This window comes from Nocardia sp. NPDC004711 (assembly GCF_053601595.1).
In genome coordinates, this window is the sequence record NZ_JBSGCB010000032.1 from 55,409 (window position 1) to 69,435 (window position 14,027).

Genomic DNA, 14,027 nt, shown 5'->3' on the forward strand with positions numbered 1-14,027 from the left:
TCGCTAGAACGTTCTTTCCAGTCAACCCCCCTAGGATGAATTCGCCTCGGCAGCAGCGACTTCCGCGAGACTCAGCCGGATCAACCGGGCCATGGCCACCGAAACCGTGTGCAGCGGCTCATCGGTGCGGCGCACCCGGGCCAGGACGGTCGCGCCCTCGTAGGCCGCGACCACCGTGGTGGCCAGATCACGCGCCTCCCCCGGCGCCACGCCCAGCTCGGTGAGCAGTTCGGCGAAACCGTGTGTCATGGCGTCGAAGGCCGACACACACGCGGTGCGGACCGAGTCGACATCACTGCCGCCGTCCAGGGCGGGGGTCCCGACCGGGCAGCCCGCGGCCCAGTCGGTCTCGGCCAGTTTCGTGGCCATGAAGTCGAACAGCGTTGCCGCGGTGCCGAACACATCGCCCGGGGCCTGCCGGATCATGCGCCCCACCAGCACGCCCGTGCCGGTGATGGCCGAGACGGCGATCTCCTCCTTGCCGCCCGGGAAGTGGTGGTAGATCGACCCATACGGCAGCCCCGCCGCCTCGCTCAACTTCTTCAGCCCGAATCCGTGATAGCCGTGCCGGGCGAGTAGCCCGGCCGCAGCCACCTCGATTCGCCGTTTCGAATCGGACACCATTCATCCAGAGTATGAGCGGGGTCCGACAGGGGCAGCGCGAATCGTGTTCGGGCGGTGGATCAACCGAGCGCCGCGATGGCCGCGCTCAGCAGCTCCGTGGCGCAGTCGGCGACTTCTTGCAGCGCCGGATCGCCCGCGACCTGCACCATCACCTCCGGATTCATGGCCTCCACGATCATGGTGCCGGCGTCCGAACGATCCGCGCGCACAACCACATTGCACGGCAGCAGCAGGCCGATCTGACGGTCCACACCGAGGGCGGTGTGCGCCAGCGACGGATTGCACGCGCCCAGGATGAGGTAGTCCTCCATGTCCGCGTCCAGCTTCTGCTTCATGGTCGCGGTCACGTCGATCTCGGTGAGCACGCCGAAGCCCTGCTCGGACAGGGCCTTCCGGGTGCGTTGCACCGCATCGGCGAAATCGGTGCGCAGGGTGGCCGAGAGGGCGAGGGTCATCACGAATTCCTTTCCGTTGCCGGGCTGCCGGTTCGGGGCACGCCCAGGCGTTGCAGGAGCAGGGTCATCGGACACCAGCCGACGACCCCGAAGAGCACCAGGTTGGCCGCCACCAAGGCGGTCAGCAGCAGCCACCAGGGCGAGAACGCGAGCACCAGCGCGAGGCTGAGCAGCACCACGGTGCCGGCCAGGCCCGGCACGATGCGGTCGATGGACCAGTGGCGGATCGCGGTCATCTTGACTTCCTTTCGCTCCCGGCGCTGGGTGATCTACTGGAAAGGATCGCCCGGAAGAAGCTTCAGGCCAGCGCCAGGAAGAGTTTTTCCAGTTCCTCGACTGTCATCGGCTCGGAGTTCTCGGACTGCTCCCCGGTCAGGCAGTCCCGCAGACCGGTGGCGACGATCTTGAATCCGGCGCGGTCGAGAGCGCGAGAGACCGCGGCGAGCTGGGTGACCACGTCCTTGCAGTCGCGGCCCTGCTCGATCATGGAGATGACGCCCGCAAGCTGTCCGTGCGCGCGGCGCAGCCGGTTGAGGACCAGTGCGATGCTGTCTTCGTCGCCGATCATTGGGGTTTCCTTCCCTGAGTCCGATGACTTCAGTATACCCCTAGGGGTATGGAAGGGTCGTGGGAGAGGGCTCACCCTTTCCCACGACCCCACCCGTCAGTGCGCGAAGCTGATGTCCGGCAGCACCTTGCGCAGCCAGCGCGGCGACCACCAGGCGGCGTGCCCGGTCAGGCGCAGCAGCACCGGCAGCAGGATCAGGCGGATCAGCACGGCGTCCAGCAGGACGGCGACACCGAGAATGATGCCCATCTCCTTCGGCGGCAGCGGATCGGCCAGGGCGAAGGTGAAGAACACCGCCACCATGACCGCCGCGGCGGCCGCGATCACCCGGCCCGAGTGGGCGATGCCGTCGATGTGGGCCACCTCCGGATCACCCGAGCGCTCGTAGTGCTCCTTCGCCGTGGCCAGCAGGAAGACCGTGTAGTCCATGGCGATGGCGAAGATCATGGCGAAGAAGAACACCGGACCCCAGCCGTCCAGGAAGCCCTGCGGCGTGAAACCGAGCAGGCCCGCACCGTGGCCGTCCTGGAAGACCAGCTTCGCCACACCGAACGCCGCCGCGGTCGACAGCAGGCTGACGCCCGCTCCGAGCAGGGCGATCAACGGGGCGCGCAAGGCGACCAGCAGGAGCAGGAAGCCCAGCACCAGGATGATGCCGACCACCAGGGGCAGGTAGTCGTTCAAGGCCTGCTGAAGGTCCAGGTTCTCGGCGACCGCCCCGCCGACCAGCGCACCCGCGGGGAGCGCGGCGCGCAGCGAATGGACGATATCGCCCATGGCCGGGTCCGAGGGGTCGACCGTCGGGGTCGCCTGGAGCATGACCAGGCCGCTGTCGTCGGCGGCGGGCTGCGGCGGGGTGACCATCGCAATCCGATTGTCCGAGGCCGCGATTCGCTGCACGTCCGCGCCGTCGGAGGCGGGGGCCACGATTTGCAGCATGCCGGGCGCACCCGGGCCGAATTCGCGCTGGACCAGCTCGTAGCCCTGACGCACGGACGCGTCCGCGGGCACCACCTGGATGGACGGCATGGCCACCTTCAGGCTCGTCACCGGAATCGCGAGCGCGATCAGCACCAGCAGGGAGCCGATGGCGAACGGCCACGGGTGGCGGTGCAGCAGTTGTCCCCACTTCGCGAAGACCGGCGAACGATGCTGCTGCCGGGCCACGTACGGCAGCGAGCCCGCGTTCACGCGCCGGCCCAGCGCGCCGAGCACGGCGGGCAGCAGGGTCAGCGTCGCCAGCAGCACGAACGAGACCGCGAACATGATGCCGACCGCCATGGTCCGCACCGCGGGCGCGGGCACCACGAGCACGGCCGACAGGCTCACCAGCACGGTCAGGCCCGAGAGCAGCACCGCCTTGCCGGCGGTCGCCATGGTGACGGCGACGGCGGTGCGCGGTGGCGTGTCACCGCGAACAGCGTCGCGGAAGCGGGAGACCAGGAACAGCGCGTAGTCGATACCCAGCGCCAGCGCGAACATCATGGCGAAGTTCATGGCCCACACCGAGATCGGCGTCACATGGTTCAGCAACACCAGACCACCCGCCGAGGCGATGAGGCCGGTGAGCGTCAGCAGCAGCGGCAGTCCGGCCGCCACCAGCGAGCCGAAGGCCAGCACCATGATCGCCAATGTGACCGGCCACGAGAACATCTCGGCCTTCATCATGGCCTCGTGATTGGCCTTGTTGAAGTCGCTCCACAGCGCCGAGGCGCCGGTCGGATAGATCTCGAAGCCGTCGGATGAGAGGGCCTGCAGTTTCGGGCCGACGTCGGTGACCGCGGCAACCATCTCGTCGGTGTTCGCATTCGCGCCCGCCAGCAGAATGCCGGTGTGGCCGTCGCGGCTGACCGACTGGCCCGGCACGGGTGCGACGATCGCGCCGAATCGGCTGTCGGCCTGCAGGATTCCGGTGAGATCGGCCACCAGGCGGTGCGCCTGCGGACTGTCCATGGTCGCGGTCTCCGAGTGGATCACCACCTGCACCGCCGCGGCCGAGTTGCCGCCGAAGTGCTCTTGCGCGAGTTCGCGGACACGCACGGACTCGGATCCATTGGCCTGCCAGCCCGCCCCCGCGAGCGAGTCGAACACCGTGGGCGCGGCCGCGCCGAGGGCGACGGACAGGATCAACCAGAAGCCGAACACCCAGCGGGCGTGATCGGCCATGCGGGCCCCGAGGCGGCCCAGCAGACCGCCGGGGGCGGTCGTGATCGGAGAAGCGTCGGCGACGCCGACTGTGGTACTTCGCATCTGACTTCCTTCCATACCCCCTGGGGTATGTCACGACTATACCCCCCGGGGTATCAGATGCAAGTATGGGTGCCGATCGGCAACTCACGAGCACACCGGGCGAACCCCCGCTGCGGCCATGCGATCGGCGTCCGACCCGCGGCTCCGGACTAGGCTTCGCAGCTGTGGCGGTAGTGGAAGGCGCGCGGCGCAGAGTCATCGATATCGGACGCCGGGCCCTGGGCCTGGACGTTCCCGCCGCCGATCACACCGTCGCCGTCCTGCACGGCATCGACGCCGACCGGCCGGGCCTGGACCGGCGCGAAACCCTGCAATTGATGCGGATCCGGCTGCTCGGCGCGACCGGAGCCGTGATCATGGCGGTATCCGCGCTGGGTGTCGGAGCCCAACCGGTGCACCAGAATCCGATCTCCGGCATGCGGGTGCTCGGGTTCTTCGCGCGGGCCGGCACCTCGACGCTGGCCATGTGCATGATCGGCACCATCCTGGTGATCATGGCGTGGCTGCTGCTGGGCCGCTTCGCCGTCGGCGGGTGGGGCGGAGATCCACGCCACCGGCTCAGCCGCTCGCAGATGGATCGGACGCTGCTGCTGTGGATCATTCCGCTCAGCGTCGCGCCACCCATGTTCAGCAACGACGTCTATTCGTACCTGGCACAGAGCGAAATCGCGGCCCGGGGCATGGACCCGTATTCGGTCGGCCCGGTGGCCGGGCTCGGGCTCAACAATGTGCTCACCAACAATGTCCCCACCATCTGGCGGGACACCTCCGCGCCCTACGGGCCGCTGTTCCTGTGGATGGGACGCGGCATCGCGCACATCACCGGCGACAACATCCTTCTCGGGGTGTGGCTGCATCGGTTGCTGGCATTGGCGGGCGTGGCATTGATGGTATGGGCGCTGCCGCGGCTGTCGCGACGCTGCGGAATCGCGGGGGTGAGCGCGCTGTGGCTGGGCGCGGCCAACCCGCTGGTGCTGTTCCATCTGGTGGGCGGGGTGCACAATGACGCGCTCATGCTCGGGCTGATGCTGGCGGGAATGGAATTCTGCCTGCGCGCCATCGACGATTGCCCGCAGTTCAATCAAAGGGCTTGGGCGCTGCTGGTTTTCGGTGCCGTGCTGATCACACTGTCCTCGTCGGTGAAGATCACCTCGCTGGTGAGCCTCGGATTCGTCGGCATGGCGCTGGCGCGGCGATGGGGGCGCGGACTCAAACCGGTACTCGTCGCCGGTGGCGTGCTCGGTGCCATAGCCGTGGTCACGACGCTTTTCGTGAGCTATGCCAGCGGCCTCGGATTCGGGTGGGTCAATACCGTCGGCACCGCCACCACCGTGCGCAGTTACCTCTCACTGCCGACCGCCGTCGGGATCATCACCGGGTTCGGCGGCGTGCTGCTCGGACTCGGCGACCACACCACCGCCCTGCTCGACATCACCCGGCCCATCGCGGAACTCGTCGCGGGCTTCGTGACCCTGCGCATGCTCATCGCCGCCTGGACGGGGCGCTTGAATGCGATCGGCGCGCTGGGGGTTTCGCTGGGCGCGATCGTGCTGCTCTTCCCGGTGGTGCAACCCTGGTACCTGCTGTGGGCGATCGTGCCCCTCGCCGCGTGGGCCAACCGGCCCGCGTTCCGGGTGCCGGCGGTGGTGCTGTCGGTCGTGGTGTCGGTGATGGTCATGCCGCGCGGCGCGGACTTCTACGTCTTCCAGATAGTCGAATCCGCCATCGCCACCGTGATCGTGGGCCTGTCGCTGATCTTCCTCACCCGAAATGTGCTGCCGTGGCGCAATCAGCCGGGGGTGTCGGCTCGGTCACAGCAGCCCACGCCTTACGGTGTCTCATCGTGACCGCAGCTTCCGGACCCGCCGTACGCGTCGACGGCGTCGTGAAACGCTACGGCGAGACCACCGCGGTCGACGGCATCAGCTTCGATATCGAACACGCACAGGTGCTGGCCCTGCTCGGACCCAATGGCGCCGGCAAGACCACCACCACCGAGATGTGCGAAGGCTTCGTGACTCCCGACGCCGGGACCGTGCGGGTGCTGGGCCTGGACCCGATCGCCGACTCCGATCAGCTCCGACCGCGCATCGGCGTGATGCTGCAGGGCGGCGGCGCGTATCCGGGGTCCAAGGCCGGGGAGATGCTCGATCTCGTCGCCTCCTATTCGGCGAATCCGCTGGACCCGGCGTGGCTGCTGGACACGCTCGGACTGAAAGACGCTCGGCGGACGCCGTATCGGCGGCTCTCGGGCGGGCAGCAGCAGCGGCTCGCGCTGGCGTGCGCGCTGGTGGGGCGGCCGGAGATCGTGTTCCTCGACGAGCCGACCGCCGGATTGGACGCGCAGGCACGGCACCTGGTGTGGGAACTCATCGACGCGCTGCGCCGCGACGGGGTCAGCGTACTGCTGACCACGCACATGATGGACGAGGCCGAGCAGCTGGCCGATCAGCTGGTGATCATCGACCACGGGCAGGTCGTCGCGCAGGGCACGCCCGCCGAGGTCACCTCGCACGGGGCCGAAGGGCGGCTGGCGTTCACCGCACCACCCAAACTCGACCTGTCGCTGCTGGAAGCCGCACTGCCGGAAGGGTTCACCCCGCGCGAGACCGCGCCCGGCTCGTACCTGCTGCAGGGCGACATCACCCCGCAGGTGCTGGCCACCATGACCGCGTGGTGCGCGCGAATCGACGTGCTGCCCACCGACATTCGCATCGACCAGCGCCGGCTGGAAGACGTGTTCCTCGAACTGACCGGGCGGGAGCTGCGAGGATGACCGAGACCGTGAACCGATTCGCGGCGGGTACCTTCTCCCCCGCGCCGCAGCCGACCACGCGCGCCAAGATGCTGGCGGCGCAGACGCGCATGGAGCTGATCCTGTTGCTGCGCAACGGGGAACAGCTGCTGCTGACCATGTTCATTCCGATCACGCTGCTGATCGGGCTGACCCTGCTGCCGATGAGCGGGCTCGGCGAGCACCGGGTGGACCGGGTGGTGCCCGCGGTGATGATGGTGGCGATCATGTCGACCGCGTTCACCGGGCAGGCCATCGCCGTCGGCTTCGATCGGCGGTACGGGGCATTGAAGCGGCTCGGGGCGACGCCGCTGCCGAGGTGGGGCATTGTCGCGGGGAAGTGCTCGGCGGTGCTGATCGTGGTGGTGCTGCAGTCGATCCTGCTGGGGGCCATCGGGTTCGCGCTCGGCTGGCGGCCGTCGCTGACCGGACTGCTGCTGGGCGCGGTGGTGATCGCGCTCGGGACCGCGACCTTCGCGGCGCTGGGACTGCTGCTGGGCGGGACGCTCAAGGCCGAGGTGGTGCTGGCGCTCGCCAACATTCTGTGGTTCGTCATGCTGGGGACGGCGAGCCTGGTGTTCATGTCCGACGACCTGCCGCACGCGGTGAGCCTGATCGCGCGGATCATTCCGTCCGGGGCGCTGTCGGAGTGCCTGGAGCAGGCGATGCGCACCAGTATCGACTGGTACGGGCTCGCGGTGCTGGCCGGCTGGGGCGGGCTCGCGGGGTGGTTGGCCACCCGGTTCTTCAAGTTCGATTGAGGCCGTCCGGGCGGCGGTCACCTCGAAAGTTCGCGCCCGCCCGGGTGTTTAACGACACGCTGTAGTAGGGCCGGTGACGGGGCGAAATGCGGCCCCGCTACCATCGGTGCGTGCTGTCTCGCGCCTTCCAGCGACTTGCCGACCTGTTCCCGATGCCTTCCCTGCGGGTGCAGCGACTCCTCGCCTTCCTGGTCATCCTGTCCCAGGCCGGAATCTCGGTGACCGGCGCGGTCGTCCGCGTCACCGCCTCGGGCCTGGGCTGCCCCACCTGGCCGCAGTGCTTCCCCGGCAGCTTCGTGCCGACCGCGGTGGCCGAGGTGCCGGTGCTGCACCAGGTGGTCGAATTCAGCAATCGCATGCTCACCTTCGTGGTGTCGCTGGCCGCGGCGGCCATCGTGCTCGCGGTCACCCGGGCGCGGCGGCGGCGCGAAGTCCAGGTGTACGCGTGGCTGATGCCCGGCGGCACCGTGCTGCAGGCGGTGATCGGCGGTATCACCGTGCGCACCGGGCTGCTGTGGTGGACGGTCGCGGTGCACCTGCTGGCGTCCATGCTGATGGTGTGGCTGGCGACGCTGCTGTGGGCCAAGGTCGGGGAACCCGACGACGGCATCGACACGGTTCAGGTTCCCAAGCCGCTGCGGCTGCTGACGGCCCTGTCCGGTCTGGCCCTCACCGGAACGCTGATCGCGGGCACCCTGGTCACCGGCGCGGGTCCGCACGCGGGTGACAAGAGCGTCGAGAAGCCGGTCGAACGCCTACAGGTCGAGATCGTCACCCTGGTCCACCTGCACGCCGAACTCCTGGTCGCCTACCTGGCCCTGCTCGTCGGCCTCGCCTGCGGCCTGGCCGCGGTCGGCATGAACAAGACCATCCGCAACCGCCTCGTCCTGGTGATCGCCCTGGTCTGCTCCCAGGCCCTGGTCGGCATCGTCCAGTACTTCACCCACGTGCCCGCCGCCCTGGTCGCCGTCCACGTCGGCGGCGCCGCCGCCTGCACCGCCGCCACCGCCGCCCTCTGGGCCGCCATGCGCACCCGCGAAACCCTCCCCACCTCGGCTCCGGCGCCCGTGGACAAGGCCGCTGCCTGAATCGGTCGGCGGCTCCGCACCGCCGTCGACCGCACCGGGCAGGATGTCCTGTGTGCCCGAGCTACTCGACGACGCCCACCTGGAACGGACCGCGGTAGTGGCGAACTCCGCCATGAACCGCGACCGCCGACTGCCCGCCTACCGTCGCGAACTCGGCTTCGACCCCGTTGCCTGGCTGGCGGCCCGTCCCGCACCCCAGCGCTGGCTGGATGTCGGATGCGGCAGCGCTCACGCCCTGTTCGAGGCAGACGAAACGCTGTCCGGTCACGCCCGGATCATCGGACTCGACCTGGTGGACTATTTCCGTGGGCCGCCGCGAGCGGGCATCGACCTCGTCACCGGGTCGGTATTGACCTGGCATCCCGACGAACCCGTGGATCTGATCACCAGCGTCCACGCCCTGCACTATGTGGGCGACAAACTCACTGCTCTCACCCGCATGTCCTCCTGGCTCACCTCGGACGGCCTGTTCGCCGCGAACTTCGACGCCGTCTCGATCCGTGACACCGGCGGCGCTCCACTCGGTAGACGTGTGACAACCGCCTTGCGTCACAACGGATTCACCTACACCGCGCGAAGTCACCGCCTCACCCGCAGCGGCCGGGCCCTACCTCGGTGGGAATTCACCTACGCCGGCGCCGATGCCCACGCCGGCCCGAACTACACCGGCCAGGACGCCGTCGCCTCTCATTACCGGCTCTGACGGTGATCTCGCTCCCCGCAGCACGGGACAGCGGGTTTTCCCTGACCAACGCTACGCCTCAGGGATGATCTCGGGTGAGCGCTGCGGGTGATGCCCGGATCGCAGCTTGGAGCTACCATCCGGTTATTGACCTCCGCGAGGCGCGAACCCGGCTACGCAGCAGCGCATTCCGGCCGAGCGCTCGCGGCCACTACGCCAGAAGGAGACCATATGAGGCTCGTTCGCCGGATCGCCGCTGCGGTCGCGGTCGCCGGAGTGGTCTGCGCGGTGGGGGCCTGCGGTGATGATGCGGCGCGACAGCCGGGAGGGCCGCTGTCGGCCGATGCGCGTACGGAGGTCGGGCGCGCCCTGGACGCTGCCGTGGCGGCGGGAGTTCCCGGGCTGCAGGTGGTCGTGACCGAGCACGACCGCGAGTGGAGTGCGACCTCGGGTGTCGGTGACGTCGCTACCGGCGCCGCCTTTCCGCAGGGCGCGCATGTGCGCGTCGGCAGCAATACCAAGACGTTCGTCGCGACCGTCATGATGCAGCTCGTCACCGAGGGTGCGGTGGATGTGGGCGCACCTGTCGAGCGCTATCTGCCCGGCGTCGTCCAGGGCGCGGGCATCGACGGCAACCGGATCACGGTCCGGAATCTCATGCAGCACACCAGCGGTCTGCCCGAGTATCTGGAACTGCCCGAGCTGCAGGGTGATTCGCCCGATCTGCTGACCATGCACTTCGACTCGGCGGACCTGGTCCGTCGTGCCATGACCCTGCCCGCGCGCTTCGAGCCGGGCGCGAAAGCCGAATACAGCAATACCAACTACCTTATCGTCGGCATGATCGTGGAACGCGTGACCGGGCACCCGGTGGGCGAGGAAGTCACGCACCGCGTCATCGACCGGCTGGGGCTGCGCGACACCTACTTCCCGGCCGCCGGCGACACCGACCTCCGCAGTCCGCATCCGCAGGGCTACGAGGCGGTCGACGGGAAGCCGACCGATGTCACCCGCTTCGATCCGTCCTGGGCGGGCAGTGCCGGCGCGCTGATCTCCACCGGCTCCGACGCGAATCGGTTCTTCAGTGCGCTCCTCACCGGGAACCTGCTGCCCCCGGCCCAGGTGGCCGCCATGCGCAGCGATCCGAAACCGCTGACCAACCGCCCGGGTTACTCGTACGGCCTCGGATTGACCACCACCACCGCACCGTGTGGCATCCAGGTGTGGGGGCACGGCGGTTCCATCCCCGGCTTCCGAACCTTCAATGCCGTCACCCCGGACGGCCGCGCGGTCACCCTCATCGCCAATCTCCGGCCCTCGGATCCCACCGTCACCGCTGCCCTCCAGACGGCGTTCGACACCGCGCTCTGCGCAGCCGACTGAGTTCCGAGCCGATCGGCCCGCGCCGCACAGCGCCAGAGCTGCACTCAGGATTGCAGAGAGTTTGCTATTGCGGGGCGGACTACCGCGGCGAGGGCGAGACCGGGGCCGGGCGGGGCTCAGGCGGGGAGGAACTGCCACAGGGCGTTTCGCACCGACCCCTGCTCATGACCGGCCTGCAATTCCAGCAGGGCGGCTTCGGCGACCAAGCCGACCCACAACCGGGCGCCTGCCTCCGGGTGCGGCCAGCCCAGGACCTTGAAATCGGGTTCGATCAGCGCGGCGTTGTGGGTGTTGCGAGCCGTCACCTCGTCCACGATCAGGGGTTCGGCTCGGGCTTCGAGGAGCAGGGCCTTGACGCCGCGGTCGCGCAGACAGGCGTCGAGGTAGGCGGTGGCTCCGGCCAGGAGACGGTCCCGCCCCGGGGCGAGCCCGGAGGTGGCGGAGTCGATCACGGCCTGCAGGCGCTCGTGGAATTCGCGATGCAGGGCCAGCAGGTAGTTGGCGCGGGTGCCGAAATGATGGAAGAACGTGCCTTTCGAGACGCCGAGCTCGGCCACCAGGACGTTCACGCTGACACCGCCGAGTCCCAGCCGCTCGGCCAGCAGCAGGCCGCTGTCGACGAGCGCGGCGCGAGTGCGCGCGGCGGAATCCTCCCGCAGATTCATCAGATTCAACCCTCACCGGGGGCTGTGCCGGCTCACCCGGTGTTGCGCGACAGGCGATTCGGCGTCCCCCTTGCGTGTGCTTGGGACCGATTGTATGGTCACATCATACTTGACCGACCGACTGGTCAGTGAACGACCGTTCGGTCACCACAATCGAATGAAGGGTTGTTGCGTATGCACATCATGCGCACGTCGGCCGGACGACTGGCCTACGAAGACATCGGCACGGGGCCCACCGTGGTCCTGCTGCACGCCACCCTGCACGACCACCACGACTTCGATCCGATCCTCCCGGCATTGGCCGCGGAGCATCGGGTGATCGCCATCGATTGGCCGGGACACGGTGCGTCCGAACCGAATTCGACCATCACCGCCGCCGCGATCGCCGACACGCTCGCCGAGGTGGTCACAACACTCGAGCTGGAACCCGCGGTGTTCATCGGCAGTTCGGTCGGCGGATTCGCGGCCGCTCGCCTGGCGCTGGAACAACCCACGCGCGTCGCCGGGCTCGTCCTCGTCAATACCGGCGGCTTCGTCCGGCAGACGCCGCTGACCCGGGCCTACTGCAACTTCTACGGCTCTCACCTGATGGCCCGCCGCTGGCTCCCGCACAGCATCCGCAACTACATGAAACCCGTGACCCCGCACGACGACGCCGTCGTAGAGCGCGCGATCCGCGTGGCGGGCACCGATATCGGCCGTGCCACCTACTCCGCCCTGTGGCACAGCTTCAACGATCCCCGCTACGACCTCACGCGCCGCGCAACCGAAATCGCGGCACCGACCCTGATCGTATGGGGCCGCCGCGACCCGGTCCTTCCCCTCCGCTACGGCAGGAAAGCCCACGCCCTGATCCCCGGCTCCGAGCTCCAGGCCCTCCCCACCGGCCACCTGCCCTTCTCCTCCGCCCCCGAGCAGTTCCTGGACGTCGTCCGCCCATTCATCGAATCCGCATACGCGACACCGGGAGCCAGCCCGTCGACGAAGTGAAGCGCGGCACCCATCAAGATCAGGGAGCGCTCAGCGCGGAGTTTTGTCCGGAGCGCCACGGTGGGAGCTCCCTGATCTTGCCGGTGCGCTCTGTCAGTCGCCGATGATGAGAGTCGCGGATACGGCGGGCGGGGAGAGTTCGCGGCGTGCGGAGTGGATCAAGCCTTCGAAGGCTGTGCGCGCCTGGACTCGCGCTGTTGCCCAGTGGAGACAGTGACGTGGCGATTCTGGGCGTCCGCGGCAAGTTCAGTGAGGGCGCTATCGAGTTCGGAGGCTGCTGCGACGGCCTCGGCGGCCCGTAAGAACGCCTGCAAACGCAGCCGAATCGCCGGTGTCATCGATCCCCCCGTTTCGAATCCGTCGTCGGCATACGAGCCGACGGGTGAGCAGCGGAGTCGCACAGTCGAATTCGGGTACGGCGGTCGACTGATCCGCCCGCGAGATCGGGCGCGGACGGCGGAAGTACTGAATACTTCGACGGATGGGTGCGCTCTCGCTGTTCGACACACCGGCACTGCATCGACTGCGGGATTGCGAGCGGGTCCTGGTCGCTGGAGCTGGGGGCGGGTTCGACGTGCTCAGTGGCCTGCCGGTGGCGTTCGCGCTGCAGGAGCAGGGCAAGTCGGTGGTGCTGGCGAATCTCACGTTCACACCGGTCACGCGGACCACGGCCCGGCAGGTCGCGCCCGGGCTGTTCGAAATCGACGCGGAGACCGAGGGTGCGGACGCGTACTTTCCGGAGAAGCACCTCGCGATGTGGTTGCGCGACCACGGATTTCCGGATCGGGTGTTCCTGATTCGCAAGGGTGGGCCCGCCGATGTCCAGACGGCCTACGCGTGGTTGGCTCGCGAGCTTCGACTGGACGGGCTGGTGTTGGTCGATGGGGGTACGGATCTCCTGATGACCGGCGATGAGGCCGGATTGGGTACACCGGTCGAGGATGTGACCAGCCTGTTGGCGGCGCAGGCGCTCGACCTGCCCGTCAAGCTGGCCATATGTGTCGGGTTCGGCGTCGATGCCCACCACGGCATCTGCCACGCGCATTTCCTGGAAAACGTTGCCGCACTTGCCGGACTCGGCGCGTATCACGGCGTCTTCGCTCTCACACCAGGCATCGCGGCCGTCGATGCCTGGCTGGCGGCCGTCGACTGGGTTCAGCAGCACACCCCCGGCAAGGAGAGCATCGTCTGCGCGTCGATCACCGACGCCGCCCGCGGCGAATTCGGTGATCACCACTCCCTGGCCCGCACCCGCGCCCAAAGCGCCGAACTCTTCATCAACCCCCTCATGTCGATGGTCTGGGGATTCGACCTGGACACCGTTGCCGAGCGAGTGCTCTACCGCGACGACATCGCGCACGCCACAACACCATTCGAAGTCGCCGCGGCAATCGAAGCATTCCGCGACCGCACACCCCTCCGGCCCCGCCGAACAATCCCCGTCTGACGATCGACATCCCGGTTCACCAGAACAGCCGATCGGTCGAAGCCGTGGCCGTGCCGTTCGGTGTCACAGAAGTGCAGGATCAGGTTCTGCTGCCACGGTGTGCGGGCCGGCGCGCAGCCGGCCAGCGCCAGCACATCGCAGAACACATCGGTGCCGGCATTGCTCATGTAGACATCCGCGCCCGAGGCCCGCGAACTGAAGGTGTTGCCCACGGTCCAGACCCTGACTCGCGGTGGAATATCGCTGGGCCACGCCGGGGCACGGATGATCTGATGTCGGGATGGCCGGTTCGAGAATCACTGTGGGTACTCCCGCGTGCG

General features: G+C 68.4%; 14 protein-coding genes. 8 read left to right on the forward strand and 6 right to left on the reverse strand.

What is annotated here, in order from left to right; translation table 11 throughout:
• Positions 1–30: 30 nt before the first annotated feature.
• The 5 genes from ACWEKS_RS29615 to ACWEKS_RS29635 all read right to left on the reverse strand — a co-directional run bounded on the left by ACWEKS_RS29615 (position 31) and on the right by ACWEKS_RS29635 (position 3,897).
• On the reverse strand, positions 31–624 hold the full coding sequence (locus ACWEKS_RS29615; protein ID WP_452343120.1) for a TetR/AcrR family transcriptional regulator: 594 nt from the start codon (positions 622–624) through the stop codon (positions 31–33).
• Positions 625–683: 59 nt separating this feature from the next.
• Positions 684–1,079, reverse strand: a complete 396-nt coding sequence (locus ACWEKS_RS29620; RefSeq protein WP_452343121.1) for a DUF302 domain-containing protein — start codon at positions 1,077–1,079, stop codon at positions 684–686.
• A complete protein-coding gene (locus tag ACWEKS_RS29625; protein ID WP_452343122.1) occupies positions 1,079–1,315 on the reverse strand; it encodes a YgaP family membrane protein in 237 nt (78 codons plus the stop codon). The genes ACWEKS_RS29620 and ACWEKS_RS29625 overlap by 1 nt, the downstream gene beginning before the upstream one ends.
• A 62-nt stretch (positions 1,316–1,377) precedes the next feature.
• Positions 1,378–1,647, reverse strand: coding sequence for a metal-sensitive transcriptional regulator (locus tag ACWEKS_RS29630; protein ID WP_452343123.1), 270 nt, complete (start codon positions 1,645–1,647; stop codon positions 1,378–1,380).
• Positions 1,648–1,743: 96 nt separating this feature from the next.
• Positions 1,744–3,897, reverse strand: a complete 2,154-nt coding sequence (locus ACWEKS_RS29635; protein ID WP_452343124.1) for an MMPL family transporter — start codon at positions 3,895–3,897, stop codon at positions 1,744–1,746.
• A gap of 164 nt (positions 3,898–4,061) precedes the next feature.
• Between ACWEKS_RS29635 and mptB the strand changes: the two genes are divergently transcribed.
• From mptB to ACWEKS_RS29665, 6 genes are all read left to right on the forward strand, one after another.
• Positions 4,062–5,744, forward strand: coding sequence for a polyprenol phosphomannose-dependent alpha 1,6 mannosyltransferase MptB (gene mptB, locus ACWEKS_RS29640; protein ID WP_452343125.1), 1,683 nt, complete (start codon positions 4,062–4,064; stop codon positions 5,742–5,744).
• Entirely contained in the window at positions 5,741–6,673 is a 933-nt protein-coding gene (locus ACWEKS_RS29645) for an ABC transporter ATP-binding protein (RefSeq protein ID WP_452343126.1), read from the forward strand. Before mptB ends, ACWEKS_RS29645 begins: the two co-directional genes overlap by 4 nt.
• On the forward strand, positions 6,670–7,452 hold the full coding sequence (locus ACWEKS_RS29650) for an ABC transporter permease (protein ID WP_379387230.1): 783 nt from the start codon (positions 6,670–6,672) through the stop codon (positions 7,450–7,452). Before ACWEKS_RS29645 ends, ACWEKS_RS29650 begins: the two co-directional genes overlap by 4 nt.
• A 110-nt stretch (positions 7,453–7,562) precedes the next feature.
• On the forward strand, positions 7,563–8,540 hold the full coding sequence (locus ACWEKS_RS29655) for a COX15/CtaA family protein (RefSeq protein WP_452343127.1): 978 nt from the start codon (positions 7,563–7,565) through the stop codon (positions 8,538–8,540).
• Between the two features lie 52 nt (positions 8,541–8,592).
• Positions 8,593–9,243 carry a class I SAM-dependent methyltransferase gene (locus ACWEKS_RS29660; RefSeq protein WP_452343128.1) on the forward strand — a complete coding sequence of 217 codons (651 nt, stop codon included), beginning with the start codon at positions 8,593–8,595 and terminating at the stop codon, positions 9,241–9,243.
• A gap of 210 nt (positions 9,244–9,453) precedes the next feature.
• On the forward strand, positions 9,454–10,605 hold the full coding sequence (locus tag ACWEKS_RS29665; RefSeq protein WP_452343129.1) for a serine hydrolase domain-containing protein: 1,152 nt from the start codon (positions 9,454–9,456) through the stop codon (positions 10,603–10,605).
• A 116-nt stretch (positions 10,606–10,721) separates the two neighbouring features.
• Here ACWEKS_RS29665 and ACWEKS_RS29670 read toward each other — a convergent pair whose 3' ends face one another.
• Positions 10,722–11,270: a TetR/AcrR family transcriptional regulator gene (locus tag ACWEKS_RS29670; RefSeq protein WP_452343130.1), complete on the reverse strand. Its 549-nt coding sequence runs from the start codon at positions 11,268–11,270 to the stop codon at positions 10,722–10,724.
• 174 nt (positions 11,271–11,444) lie between these two features.
• On the opposite strand from ACWEKS_RS29670, the gene ACWEKS_RS29675 reads away from it, so the two are divergent.
• On the forward strand, positions 11,445–12,260 hold the full coding sequence (locus ACWEKS_RS29675; RefSeq protein ID WP_452343131.1) for an alpha/beta fold hydrolase: 816 nt from the start codon (positions 11,445–11,447) through the stop codon (positions 12,258–12,260).
• A gap of 481 nt (positions 12,261–12,741) precedes the next feature.
• A complete protein-coding gene (locus tag ACWEKS_RS29680; RefSeq protein ID WP_452343132.1) occupies positions 12,742–13,707 on the forward strand; it encodes a DUF1152 domain-containing protein in 966 nt (321 codons plus the stop codon).
• Positions 13,708–14,027: the final 320 nt, after the last annotated feature.

Bases quoted from the DNA above. Each gene is read 5' to 3' on its own strand.
- ACWEKS_RS29625 (WP_452343122.1), bottom strand. From the start codon at position 1,315: ATGACCGCGATCCGCCACTGGTCCATCGACCGCATCGTGCCGGGCCTG.
- ACWEKS_RS29620 (WP_452343121.1), bottom strand. From the start codon at position 1,079: ATGACCCTCGCCCTCTCGGCCACCCTGCGCACCGATTTCGCCGATGCG.
- ACWEKS_RS29675 (WP_452343131.1), top strand. From the start codon at position 11,445: ATGCACATCATGCGCACGTCGGCCGGACGACTGGCCTACGAAGACATC.
- ACWEKS_RS29665 (WP_452343129.1), top strand. From the start codon at position 9,454: ATGAGGCTCGTTCGCCGGATCGCCGCTGCGGTCGCGGTCGCCGGAGTG.
- ACWEKS_RS29680 (WP_452343132.1), top strand. From the start codon at position 12,742: ATGGGTGCGCTCTCGCTGTTCGACACACCGGCACTGCATCGACTGCGG.
- ACWEKS_RS29630 (WP_452343123.1), bottom strand. From the start codon at position 1,647: ATGATCGGCGACGAAGACAGCATCGCACTGGTCCTCAACCGGCTGCGC.
- ACWEKS_RS29650 (WP_379387230.1), top strand. From the start codon at position 6,670: ATGACCGAGACCGTGAACCGATTCGCGGCGGGTACCTTCTCCCCCGCG.
- ACWEKS_RS29635 (WP_452343124.1), bottom strand. From the start codon at position 3,897: ATGCGAAGTACCACAGTCGGCGTCGCCGACGCTTCTCCGATCACGACC.
- ACWEKS_RS29670 (WP_452343130.1), bottom strand. From the start codon at position 11,270: ATGAATCTGCGGGAGGATTCCGCCGCGCGCACTCGCGCCGCGCTCGTC.
- ACWEKS_RS29615 (WP_452343120.1), bottom strand. From the start codon at position 624: ATGGTGTCCGATTCGAAACGGCGAATCGAGGTGGCTGCGGCCGGGCTA.